Below are 12714 nucleotides of genomic sequence, written 5' to 3' on the forward strand. Positions count from 1 at the left end.
GGCTACACCTCCTGGGCGTCCGGGCCCTTGATGGCAAATTTGCGCAACAGATAGATGTCCAGAATGCCGAGCAGTGAGTACACGCCGATAAAGGCGATAAGCGAGATGAGCACGTTATCGGCCGGAACCGGAGAAACGGCATCCGTAGTACGCATGAGATTATAGACGATCCAGGGCTGACGGCCAATTTCCGTCACGGCCCAGCCCACCATCAGGCCGATGTAGGGCAGCGGGATATTGAAAACAAGCAGCTTGAGCAGCACCTTGTTGGGCACTTCCTTCTTGCGTTGCAGGAAAGCCCAGAGAGAAAGCGCCAGGAAAATGCCGCCAAGGGCCACCATTGTGCGGAATGAAAGGAAGGTCGGCAGCACAGGCGGCCTGTCTTCCTTGGCAAAATCCTTGAGCCCCTTGACTTCGGCATGCACATCGTCATAGGCAATCCAGCTCAAAAGACCGGGAATGCCGATGGCCTGCACGGTGTTGGTTTCATTTTCAGGGTCAGGCCACACGAGCAGATAGAAAGGCACGTCGGTCTGGGTTTCCCAGTGCGCTTCCATAGCAGCCAGCTTGGCAGGCTGATACTTGGCCACCGTCTTGCCTTGCTGGTCGCCGGAAAGGCCCAGCAGCAAAGCAAAGATCAGCGTAAAGGGAGCCACCATCCTGAACGAACGGCGGAAAAAGTCGGTATTGCTGCCGCGCAGCAAATGCCACGAAGAAACACCCAGCACAAAAAAGCCGCCGAGCACCCACGCCGCAAGTACCGTGTGCACGAACATGCCCCAACCATACGGGTTGGTAACAACGTCGTAAAAGCTCGCCAGTTCGGCGCGGTTAGTGGCTTCATTAATATAGTAGCCCACGGGGTTCTGCATGAAGCCGTTGGCAAGAATGATCCACAGGGCGGAAAGGTTGCCCGCAATGGCTACAAACCAGATGCTGGCCAAGTGCATCTTCTTGCCTACGCGGTTCCAGCCAAAATGCCAGACCGCAAGGAAGGTAGATTCGAGGAAGAAGGCTACAGTGGCCTCAATGGCAAGGAGCGAACCGAAGATATCGCCCACATATTCTGAATAGCGCGACCAGTTGGTGCCGAACTGGAACTCCAGCGTAATACCGGTCACCACACCCAGGGTGAAGTTGATGACAAAAAGTTTTCCCCAGAATTTGGCCTGTTTTTTCCAGAATTCATCTCCGGTGCGTACATAGCGGGTCTCCATCAAGGCAATAATCACCGAGAGACCCAGCGTGAGAGGCACGAAAACGAAGTGGAAAAACACGGCCACAGCAAATTGCAGACGTGAAAGCATTACGACGTCCATTAGGCCCTCCTTATATATCCTCTTTGTGCTTACTATTTTCACTCATTGAAGGCAAGTAATTATGAATATTAATATGACTCAATATCCTTGAATAATGCTGGGTTAAACCATTTTATCGCTATATCTATACCCGCTCTTATTTAGAGTGAAGCCATTTTTTTTTCAAAACTGCGCCGCTTCTGCTCTTGAAAAATTCAAAAGCCGCATTACCTTTAAGGATATAACTTTTCAGGAGGTTTGTCATGGCAGAGGCTGGTAAAAAACCCCGCCAGTTCCGTGCAGAGGTGCGTAAGGTTTTACATATCCTGACCAACTCCCTGTACACCAACCGTGAAATTTTTTTGCGTGAACTTATTTCCAATGCATCGGATGCGTTGGACAAACTGCGCTTTCGCATCAACCGTGGCGAAAGCCCCAGCTTGCCCGACCTGCCGCTGGAAATACGAATAACCATCGACAAAGACGCAAAAACCCTCACCATTGCTGACACTGGCCTGGGCATGACTGCGGAAGAACTGGCCGAAAATCTTGGCACCATCGCCAAGTCGGGCTCAGAGCAGTTTTTGGCAGACATTGCCGCTGAAAACGCCGCCAAGGCCAAATCCGGCAATGGCCGGGCGCATGAAGACGATGCCGAGGGCGAAGAGGCTGTGGCAGACGCCGCCAACATTATCGGGCGTTTCGGCATTGGCTTCTATTCTGTCTTTATGGTGGCAAACAAGGTTACGGTCACATCCAGGCCGGCCTTTGGCGAAGACAGTTCCGCGCACACCTGGACCAGCGACGGTCTTGGCACATACACCGTGACCCAGTCTGAAGACGCGGAACCCGCGCGCGGCACGGTCATCAAGGCGTGGCTCAAGGACGATGCCGAGGAATTTCTTGAAAAATTCCGTGTAGAGTCAGCCATCCGCAAGCATTCTGCCTTTGTGCCCTTTCCTGTCTTTGTGGATGGCGAGCAGGCCAATACCCAGCCTGCCCTTTGGCGCGAGCCCAAGTTTTCCATCACCAAGGAACAGTACGCCGAGTTCTACAAGGCCCTTACCTACGACAATGCCGATCCGCTGGACGAACTGCATTTCTCGGTCGACGCGCCAGTGCAGTTCAACGCGCTGTTCTTCATTCCCGCCAGCGCCCAGGATTTCTTTGGCTCAGACCGTGATTTCTGGGGGCTTGATCTCTATGCCCGGCGTGTGCTTATCCAGCACCGCAACAAAGAGCTGATCCCCGAGTATCTGGCCTTTCTCAAAGGCGTTGTGGATACCGAAGACTTGCCCCTGAACATCTCGCGCGAGACCCTTCAGGAAAACGTGGTCTTGCGCAAGATCAACCAGGTCATCGTCAAGCAGACCCTGAGCCATCTGGAAAAACTCGCCCGCAACGATGCGGAAAAGTACAATGACTTTTGGCGCTTGCACGGCAAGATCTTCAAGCTTGGCTACCACGACTTTGCCAACCGCGAACGCGTCACCGCCTTGCTGCGCTTCAATTCCTCAACGCAGGCCGACGCAGAAGCTCTGACCAGCCTCGACGATTACATGAGCCGTGCACCCGAAGGCCAAAAAACCTTCTGGTATGTAGCCGCGCCCAACCGCGAGGCCGCCCGCCTGAATCCGCACATGGAGCTCTTCCGCCAGAAAGGCATTGAAGTGCTTTACCTCTTTGAACCCATTGACGAATTCGTCATGGACGGCCTTGGCCGCTACAAAGAATGGGAATTCAAATCCGTTGAGGCCGCGGCTGACGACGCCCTGAAGGATTTTGCCGACAAGGAAAAAGCCGCCCGCGAAAGCGCTGCTCCTCTTTCGGACGAAGACTCCACCAGCTTTGAAGACCTGATGGCCAAAATGAAGGAACTTCTTGGCGACAAGGTTACAGACGTGCGAATTTCGCACCGTCTGGCCGACAGCCCGGCTGTGCTGGTTTCGCCCGACGGCGGCATGTCCTCTTCTATGGAAAAGCTGCTCAAGGTCATGCAAAAGGACGACTCCCTGCCCGTCAAGGTTCTGGAGGTCAACCGCGATCATCCCCTGCTCCGCAGCATGTTGCGCATGTTCAAGGCTGACAAGGACGACAAGACCCTGGCCGAAATGACCCAGGGGGTCTTTGACGCCAGCCTGCTGCTGGACGGGTACCTCAAAGACCCGCAGGCCCTGGCAGCGCGTACCAACAAGCTGCTGGAAGAAGCAGCCGCGTGGTACACAGAGGTACGCAAGATATAGCAAGACACAGCAAGGCATAACAGGCGTTTGGGGTGCTTTTACGCTGAAAAGCTTTGCGGGAAAGGGACTCTTTTGCAAAAGGATCTCTTTCAAGCCCCACCCTTCAGAGATGCTTGACTTCAAGTTAAGATACCTTCCATACCCCCACATAAAAACACAGAAAGCCGGGATTGCCTCCGGCTTTCTGTGTTTCAATCTAGAGCCCGTCATGCAGCAGCATGTTGTTTTGCTGGTACTTTTCTGACTTGCGCGACGGTGAAGTCTCGCGGCGCAACAAGGCGAATACTCGCCGCTGGGCCAATTTCCCGGACAGGTTACAGAATCCTAACGCCGTCCTCTTCCACAAGTACTGTATATTCCCAGCGTACGCCGCCCCACTGGTTATAATAGAGGCCTGGCTCCACAGTAACCACCATGCCCGGCTCAAGCACACCTTCAGAGCGGGGCGACAGACTTGGCGCTTCGTGGGTTTCAAGCCCCACGCCGTGCCCGAGACCGTGGGTAAAGGCGTCTGCGGTTCCGGCCTTTTCAAAGACAGCCCGGGCGTAGCCATAGGCATCACGCATGGGTTGCCCGGGATGCATGCTTTCAATGGCGGCTGTCTGCGCCTGACGCACCAGATCGTAGGTACGTCGAAATTCGTCGGTAGGCTGTTCCCCCACCCAGAAGGTGCGTGTCTGATCCGAACAATAGCCGTCAACGCGGCAGCCCACATCAATAAGCACCGGGCAGTTGTCCGTAATAAGATCTTCGCCGGGTATGGCGTGGGGCAAGGCCGCGTTTTTGCCCACAGCCACAATGTTGGAAAAAGCCAGTTCCGAAGCGCCGTTTTCACGGAAAAACCTTTCGATGAACCAGCTTGTTTGAGCTTCAGTGCGGCCCGGCTCCAACTGGCTTTCCACCCATTGCAACATTTTGTGGTTGAGGGCGAAGGATTTTTCCAGCGCAGCCACTTCGCAGGGTTCCTTGATACGGCGCAGATGCTCCACAAGACCGTCAGCGGCTTCGCAGTACAACCCCGGCCCGGCCTTGCGCAAATCACGGGCAAAGGCAAGGCTCACGCCCTGCGCCTCAACCCCGATGCGCCCGCCGCAGCGCCGCAGCAGACCGTAAATATCTTTGGCCGCATAGCCGCCGTAAATAAAAATGCGCTCCACGTCCCACAGGCGGGCGGCAGCATCCAGATAGCGCGCATCCGTAGCCAGCCAATCGCGCCCGTCTGCGGTGATGACCAGCCGCCCGGCGCTTTCATTGTACTGCGGATCGTGCAGCTCAAAACCCGAAAGATAAAAACGGTTGGCAGCCTGGCTGACAAGCAGCGCATCAAGACCACGGGCACGCATGGCCTCACGCAATTTTTCCCGACGGTTGGCGTAAATGTGGTTCATGTCAGTTCTCCTGCAAGCAGTGTAGCGCGAGTGCCCTGACCTGAAAAGTTGAAAATGCCGTGGCTTATATGCAGCAGCAATTCTGTAAAATTCAACAGTCGCCAGAAAGACGGCAGACAAGCGGTGGACAAACGGCAGTCAGACGATGGACAGACAGCAGACTGACGAAGAATTCAAATCAGGCCAGACACCGTATATTTGTTACAATCAGCGGTTTACGCGGCTATTATGGTGCACCGCGTAAATCAACACCAAAAAAGAGTATTTAATTATCCACTTATCTGGATCCACCCGGTTGACCACCTGACCAAGTGCGCCTATACTTTTTGCATGTCGCAATCATCATCATGCGAGCTGAGTGTTCTGGACCTCGTGCCCTTTGGGCAGACCGGCAACGAAAGCCGCTTCTTCGCGCTGCGCCTTACCCGCCCTGAATGGACCAAGTGGCGGCCTGGCCAGTTTGTCATGATACGCCCCCAGTCTTTCGGCCTTGAAATTCCCTGGGCGCGGCCCCTTGGCATATGCCATATGACGGCCCGGCACATGATCTGTTTCTTTCAGGTCGTGGGCAAGGGCACTAAACGCATGTCCGAACTGCGCCCCGGTGAAAAGGTGCGCGTATGGGGCCCCCTGGGCAACGGATTCGTTATCGAGCCCGATACTCCCACCCTGCTGCTGGCCGGGGGAATGGGCATCGTTCCCTTTGTGGGCTACGTGAGCGAGCACCCCAAGCCGTGGAACATCAGCATGCTTTTCGGTCACCGCGAGCCCATAAGCTGCTACCCGGTGGACAGCATCAACGAGCATGTGCCGCTGGACAGCCTGCGTGAAACCGTGCCCGGCGATCTGGACAACTTCATTTTTTCCATTCAGGAACGCATGGCTGAATACGCCGAGCAAAAAGGGCTTGTGCTGGCTTGCGGCCCCACCCCCTTTATGCAGACCGTGCAAAAATTTGCCGCTGAACTGGGCGTGCGCTGCCAGCTTTCGCTTGAAAACCGCATGGCCTGCGGTGTGGGCGCCTGCCTTGGCTGCGTGAGCAAGACCACGGAAAACTGGCCCGTGCCCGCCAAACGCGGCGGCCAGGTGCAGGTGTGCAACCACGGCCCCGTTTTCTGGTCTGACCAAGTAGAACTTTAGCCCCCTGAGGGCGTCGGCGCAGGCAACCTGCTCTCTGCCAAGCAAGGCAGGCTGCGCCGAAAACACGCGTTCCGCCTTTGCCGTTCAAATTGCTCCTTGCAGAAATGCCAAGGCGCATGAACGGCAGGTAGAGCAACGGAACAAAGCTGGTGCAGCGCGCCGTGCCGTCTGGCGGTACAGGCTCGCTGCCAATCCGGCGATAGCCCGTAACAGCTCACCCCAGGCGGGCACACAACCCCTCACCGCCCCGCCCCGGCGCAAAGGTTTGCGCTATGGCGGGTCTGCGTGGTTACTGGAGAACGCGGCATGGATCTTTCCGTTACGCTGAGCGGCCAGACGCATGATCTGACCCTCAAAAATCCCATACTTACAGCTTCGGGCACCTTTGGGTACGGCCTGGAATTCGCCACATACGGCGACCTTGCCAGCCTTGGCGGCATGGTGGTCAAGGGGCTTTCCCTTCAGGCCCGCGATGGCAATCCCACCCCCCGCATTGTGGAAACCACAGCGGGCATGCTCAATGCCGTGGGGCTGCAAAATGACGGGGTCGATATTTTCTGCGCGCAAAAGCTCCCCATGCTGCCCTGGCAGGAATCTCCCGTTATCGCCAATATCTACGCCGCTTCGGTTGAAGATTTCGGCCAGCTGGCCGCCCGCCTCAATGATGAAGAAGGCGTGGCAGCGCTTGAGGTCAACGTGTCCTGCCCCAATGTGCGAGAAGGCGGCATTGCCTTCGGCCAGGACCCCGGCATGCTTGCGCAGGTGACGTCCATTGTGCGCAAATCCGCGCCGGACAAGCACATCATGATCAAGCTTTCGCCTAACGTCACCGACATCACTGTCATGGCCCGCGCTGCGGAAGAAGCGGGTGCAGACAGCATATCCTGCATCAATACCCTGCTGGGTATGGCAGTTGATCTGCCAAGGCGCCGCCCTTCACTGGCCAATGTGGTCGGCGGGCTTTCCGGCCCGGCCATCAAGCCTGTGGCGCTTCGCTGCGTGTGGCAGGTAGCCCGCGCGGTAAAGATTCCTGTGGTGGGCGTGGGCGGCATATCCTGCGTTGAAGACGCGCTGGAATTCATTTTGGTCGGCGCGCACGCCGTGCAGGTAGGCACAGCAAGTTTCATGCGGCCAGACTGCGCCTTTGATATGGTGCAGGAACTTCCCGCTGCCTGCGAGCGCCTGGGCATATCCTCTCTGGACGAGCTGCGCGGCAGCTTGCAGTTGGGCTGATTATGGGTCTTGAAATCATCGCAGCCCGGTCGGAGTCGGAACTCACCAGATTTCTTGAGTTCCCCTGGAGCATTTACGCCCACAGCACCTTGTGGATACCCCCCATCAAGAGTCAGGAGCGCGAACTGCTTACGCCAGGGCAACATCCCTTCTGGGAAAGCGCCCGGCGTGAACTTTTTCTTGCCGTACGCGACGGACGCCTTGTGGGCCGCATCGCCGCCATTGTAGACGAAAAATACAATGCCTACGCCAACGAAACCTGCGGAAGCTTTGGTTTCTTTGAGTGCGAGGACGACAAGGAAGCCGCCCATGCCCTGTTTGACGCCGCCAGAGACTGGCTGGCTGCGCAGGGCATGACCTTCATGCGTGGGCCGCTGAATCCGTCTGCAAACTACACCTGCGGTATGCTGGTGGACGGTTTTGAACTTGCCCCCACCATCATGATGCCCTGGAACCCGCCGTATTATCCAGAATTGCTTGAAAGCTGGCATTTCCGCAAAGAGCAGGATCTTTTCGCCTACCTTATTGAAAGAAGCACGTTCAATCCGCCCGAATGGCTCTACGACGAAGTGGCCCGCCTCAAGGCCGAGGCGCACTTCACCTGCCGCACCTCCAGCAAGGCCACGCTGACCGAAGACATTCGCGATATGCTGGCCCTGTACAAGGATTCTTGGGCAAACAACTGGGGCTTTTCTCCCCTTTCGGACGGCGAAGCCGAACAGCACGTCAAAGAACTTAAAAGCGTGCTGGACCCGGAATTTTTCGTCCTGTTCTTCCACAACGGCAAGCCCGCGGCGGGTATGGTGGCCCTGCCCGACATGGCTCCCCTGCTCCGGCGGCTCAACGGCAAGCTCGGCCTTTCCGCCCTGTGGCACTGGTGGCGCGCGCGGGCTGAGATACGCGGCGGCTACCGCACCATTCTTTTCGGCATTCGCGAAGAATTCCGGCTTATGGGTCTGCCCCTGCTCTTGTTGGACTTCATGATGGAAAAAGCCCAGCATCGGCCCGACTTCCAGTGGGTCGAAGGCTCCTGGGTGCTTGAAGACAACGTGCCCGTCAACGATCTGCTTGAAGATTTTTCAGGCCGCCTCAACAAGCGCTACCGTATTTACCGCAGGGAAATCGAAGCATGAGTATTTCGGCCCCCGGCACTGACATGAAGCAGACAGACGCCTCGTCCGCTGCAAGCCCCGGCACGCCCGCCCCTGCCGCCGCCGGGCATCTCAGGGGCGTCAAGGTTCTGCTTACGGGCGGCACCGGTTTTGTAGGGCGGCATCTGCTGCCGCAATTGCTGGAAGCTGGCGCTCACGTTACCTGCCTCACCCGGGCAAGCTCAAGCACACGCGGCCTGCCTCAAGGCGTGGCCGTAGCCCAGGCTGACCTCGCCAGCGGGCGCGGCCTTGCCGAAGCCCTTGCCGGGCAGGATATGGTCATCCACATGGCCGCTCTTCTTTTCGGCCTTGGCTGGCAGGACTACCTGCGCGCCAATGCCCGCGCCGCCGCCTCTCTGGCGGAAGCAATACGCCAGTCTGACCTGAATGCCGCAGCTAACGGGCACGCAGGCATCCAGCGGCTGGTGCTGGTGTCCAGCCAGGCGGCCACAGGCCCCGGCGGTACGGCCCCCGGCGTAAGCGACACCGTCTTGCCCGCGCCAGTGTCGGCCTACGGCTGGTCCAAGGTGCTTACTGAACAAATTCTGGGCCGCGCTCTTGGCGACCGCATGGTCACTCTGCGTCCCCCCATCATCTATGGTTCTGGCGACAAAGGCCTTTTGCCCGTGTTCAAGGGCGTCATGCGCGGCGTTGCCGTAAGCCCCGGCTTTGGACGTGAGTTTCCCGTCAGCGCCATACACGCGCGCGATATGGGGCAGGCCGTCATTTGCGCCTGCCGTCCCGAAGCGCAGGGGGTCTATCACCTCAGTGACGGGCAGGCACACACCATGAGCGATTTTTGCCGCAGCATGGGTTCTGCCATTGATGCCGCACTGGCGCGCGAACCGCGCAAGGTGCGCATTATCCGCATGCCCCTGCCCATCATGGCGCTGACAGCCGCGCTTTCATCAGCTTTCGGCATCACTGCCGACGCCCTGCTGTCCCACTTGCCCCCTGCTTTTGGTGGCCGCCTGCACCGCGCGCCCAACTGGAATCTGGATAAATACCGCGAAGCCCGTCAGGCTGGCTGGCTTTGTGATGGCAGCCGCATTCGGCGCGAACTTGGTTTCACCCCGTGCATGAGCCTCGAGGCGGGCATGGCTGAAGCAGTTGAAGGCTACCGCCGTGAGGGCTGGTTGTGAAAATAACGATTCAGGAACTTTCCAAATCATTTGGCGGACGGGACATCTTCAGCAATTTTTCGATGGAGGTGGATTCCGGCGTGCGCCTGTGCGTATGCGGCCCCAACGGTACGGGCAAATCCACTTTTTTGCGTCTGCTGGCCGGGGCGGACTCCGCTGACGGCGGGCGTGTCATTCTGCCGCGTGGCTGCCGCCTGGGCTATGTTGAGCAGGAACTTTCAGAAGATGCCCTCAACACGCCCCTGCTCACCTATGTACTGGACGTGCTGCACGACTGGAGCGACTTCTGGACCCAATGGGAAGAAGCCGCCGCAGACAAGGACGAATCGCGCCTTACCGAACTCATGCACCGTCAGAGCGAACTGGAATCGCTCTATGGGTATAACCCGGAGCACAGGGCCAAGGCCGTGCTTTCGGGCCTGGGCTTTGCCGAGCACAAGTGGGGCCGCACCCTGCGCGAACTTTCGGGCGGCTGGCGCGAGCGTGCCAAGCTTGCCCGCGTGCTCACCGCAGGAGCCGACGTGCTGCTGCTGGACGAACCAACCAACCATCTGGACATGGAAGCCGTGGAATGGCTGGAGTCCTTTTTGCTGGACTTCAAGGGCGCTCTGGTTTTTGTGGCGCATGACCGCCGTTTTATGGATACGGTAGGCACGCATGTGCTTTACCTTGGCTTGGCGCGTCCTGTTTTCCGCAAGGCCACCTATACCCAGTTTCTGACCTTGCAGGATGAGTACAACGCCCAGCGCGAGCGCGAAGCCCGCGCCCTCAGGGAAGACCTCGACAAAAAAATGGCCTTTGTGGAGCGCTTTCGCGCCAAGGCCACCAAGGCGCGTCAGGCTGGTTCCCGGCAAAAAATTGCGAAAAAGCTTGAAAAAGAGCTTGAAGATTACAGACCGGAACCCAAGCGCAAAGAACTGAATTTTTCCTGGCCCGAAGCGCCGCACTCTGAAAAAATCGTTCTGGCTGCCGCTGATCTGGATTTTCATTTTGGCGATGGCAAGGTTATGTGGCCGCCCCTGACCTTTACCCTGTACCGCGGCCAGCGCGTGGCCCTGGTGGGGCACAATGGGTGCGGCAAGTCCACACTGCTCAAGCTGCTGGCAGGCACGCTTGAGCGTTGCGGCGGCAATCTGGCTACAGCCACACAACTGCGTATGGGATATTACACCCAGCACCAGATGGACACCTTGCGTGAAGACACTACGGTGCTTGGCGAAATTCGCCGTCTGTCCGACCCGCGCACTACGGAAGAAGAGCTTATGAGCGTGCTCGGCCTCTTTCTTCTCGGGCAAGACTACTTTGACCGCCAGGTCAGCGCCCTTTCCGGCGGCGAAAAAAGCCGCCTTGTGCTGGCTAGCCTGTTTTTGAAGCGCTGCAATTTCCTGCTGTTGGACGAACCTACCAACCACCTTGATCTTGAAAGCCGTGAAGCGCTTGTGTCGGCATTACAGAAGTTTACCGGCACCTTGCTCATGGTCGCGCATGACCGCTGGCTGCTCTCGCAGGTAGGGGCGGAAGCCTGGGAGCTTGACAAGAAGGGCATTACCGTGTTCTCCGATTTTGCCTCCTATGACGCTGTGCGACGCGCCCGCATGACGGGGCCATCTGGCAACGCGGATGCAGGGCGGGGCGCTGGCGCGGCGCAAGACAATTCGCTGGGGGGAGACGCCCAGGGCCTTTCGCGCGATGAACAAAAACGCCTCAAGCGTGAGCAGGCTGAAAAGCGTAATGCGATGCACAAGGAAATGAAGCCTCTGCAAAGCCGCTATGACGCTATGGAAAAGGAACTGGCCAAAGTACTGGACGAACAGGGAGCAGCCGAGGCGCAACTGGCTGATCCTGAAGTGTATGCCGACCACGCCCGTTCCTCGGAATTGCTGAAAACGTTTGAAGCCTGCAAAAAGCGCGGCGAAGACCTTTTTGAAGAAATGACCACTCTTGAAGAGCGCATGGAAGCCGTGCGCGCGCGGTGGAATACAGAAGGCTAGGCCAAGGTTGGGGGAGCGGCATCACGCCGCTGGCCAGGGCAAAGTCACCCTGAAGATATCGCATCTGTATATTTTCAGAAATCAGGATTTGGGCAGCGGGAATACGCAGCTTCACAGCAGCGGCGCAAAGCGCAAAGACATAGCGCCTGCGCCTCGCGGCGAGTTGCTGTTTACGCAGCCACTTGAGCATTTCAAAATAAAAATGCTCCAAACCAGATCACCAGCCGCACTGCGGTATGGATTCTGCCGAAACGACAGCTTCGGCAGAATGACAACTTTGAAATGTGAAGCATTTCAAAGTTAATCTGCTCTAGGGAAGCACTGATTAAAGAGATCCTGTAAACACGCAGTTATTTCTTTTGGCAAGGCGCGATCTTTTTTTGAAGCAGGCGTGGACTCTTCCGTCCCCGACTGTTTCAAAAAAACGAAGCAACGCCGCCAAACGGAATAAATCAGCGTTTCCCTAGAAATCAAAGGAAAGCATCGGGGATGGACTACACACAAACGATTGACGTGGCGGCGGGCATCATCTGGCGCGGCGGGCATTTTCTCGCCTCCCAACGCCCCACGAACAAAATAATGGAAGGCTACTGGGAATTTCCCGGCGGCAAGCTTGAAGGCAATGAAAGCCCGGAAGAAGCGCTGAAGCGGGAACTGGCTGAAGAGCTGGGCATCGGCGTGCGCGAAGCCAGCTACTGGCAGTGCGTTGAACACCGCTACGCAGACCGGAACCTCAACGTGCGCCTGTATTTTTTTCACGTTACAGACTTCGTGGGTGAGCCTTGCGCCGCCGAAGGACAAAATCTGCGCTGGGTCAGCCCGGACGAAGCGCCTGCGCTGGGCTTTTTGCCTGCCGACGCTGGCGTGCTTGAGCAGATTTTGACTCTCAACACCTTCTGCTAGGGGCTTTTTCCAAATAGCTGATTTTGCGCCAAGGGCAAGGAAAAGGGGTTTTACGAGAGGAGTGTACTTTTTCGGTACATGACGGGAGTAAAAAATAACCTTTTGACGCAGCCAATTGGGCAAAAGGATTATTTAGAGCATATATGGCCCCGCCCTATGGTCAAGGGAAAATAGACTTTGGAAATTCGTTCGGATGCTCGCATATATACGGCGTCAGCCTAGTAT

The 12714-nt window shown here is 57.1% G+C and carries 9 protein-coding genes; 7 read left to right on the top strand and 2 right to left on the bottom strand.

Annotated features, from left to right (window positions below):
* Positions 1-2: 2 nt before the first annotated feature.
* Positions 3-1319, bottom strand: a complete 1317-nt coding sequence (locus HNQ38_RS12030) for a cytochrome ubiquinol oxidase subunit I (RefSeq protein ID WP_183721276.1) — start codon at positions 1317-1319, stop codon at positions 3-5.
* Positions 1320-1561: 242 nt separating this feature from the next.
* Here HNQ38_RS12030 and htpG point away from each other — a divergent pair, with 242 nt between their 5' ends.
* Positions 1562-3541 carry a molecular chaperone HtpG gene (gene htpG / locus HNQ38_RS12035; protein ID WP_183721279.1) on the top strand — a complete coding sequence of 660 codons (1980 nt, stop codon included), beginning with the start codon at positions 1562-1564 and terminating at the stop codon, positions 3539-3541.
* A gap of 314 nt (positions 3542-3855) precedes the next feature.
* Here the strand turns inward: htpG and HNQ38_RS12040 are convergent, their stop codons facing one another.
* Complete coding sequence (locus HNQ38_RS12040; protein ID WP_183721282.1) at positions 3856-4929, bottom strand: M24 family metallopeptidase; 1074 nt, start codon at positions 4927-4929, stop codon at positions 3856-3858.
* A 330-nt stretch (positions 4930-5259) separates the two neighbouring features.
* Between HNQ38_RS12040 and HNQ38_RS12045 the strand changes: the two genes are divergently transcribed.
* The 6 genes from HNQ38_RS12045 (at position 5260) to HNQ38_RS12070 (ending at position 12489) form a co-directional block, all read left to right on the top strand.
* The gene (locus HNQ38_RS12045) at positions 5260-6069 is read left to right on the top strand and encodes an iron-sulfur cluster-binding protein (RefSeq protein ID WP_183721285.1); all 810 of its coding nucleotides are present in this window, start codon (positions 5260-5262) and stop codon (positions 6067-6069) included.
* A gap of 306 nt (positions 6070-6375) precedes the next feature.
* Positions 6376-7302 (top strand): dihydroorotate dehydrogenase, encoded by a 927-nt coding sequence (locus HNQ38_RS12050; protein ID WP_183721288.1) that lies wholly within the window; start codon positions 6376-6378, stop codon positions 7300-7302.
* Between the two features lie 2 nt (positions 7303-7304).
* Positions 7305-8435: a hypothetical protein gene (locus tag HNQ38_RS12055; protein ID WP_183721291.1), complete on the top strand. Its 1131-nt coding sequence runs from the start codon at positions 7305-7307 to the stop codon at positions 8433-8435.
* Positions 8432-9595 (top strand): NAD-dependent epimerase/dehydratase family protein, encoded by a 1164-nt coding sequence (locus tag HNQ38_RS12060; RefSeq protein WP_246388132.1) that lies wholly within the window; start codon positions 8432-8434, stop codon positions 9593-9595. The genes HNQ38_RS12055 and HNQ38_RS12060 overlap by 4 nt, the downstream gene beginning before the upstream one ends.
* A complete protein-coding gene (locus tag HNQ38_RS12065) occupies positions 9592-11586 on the top strand; it encodes an ATP-binding cassette domain-containing protein (protein ID WP_183721294.1) in 1995 nt (664 codons plus the stop codon). The genes HNQ38_RS12060 and HNQ38_RS12065 overlap by 4 nt, the downstream gene beginning before the upstream one ends.
* Before the next feature lie 489 nt (positions 11587-12075).
* Positions 12076-12489, top strand: a complete 414-nt coding sequence (locus HNQ38_RS12070; protein ID WP_183721297.1) for a (deoxy)nucleoside triphosphate pyrophosphohydrolase — start codon at positions 12076-12078, stop codon at positions 12487-12489.
* The last annotated feature ends 225 nt before the right edge of the window (positions 12490-12714 follow it).

Source organism: Desulfovibrio intestinalis (genome assembly GCF_014202345.1).
GTDB lineage: Bacteria > Desulfobacterota > Desulfovibrionia > Desulfovibrionales > Desulfovibrionaceae > Desulfovibrio > Desulfovibrio intestinalis.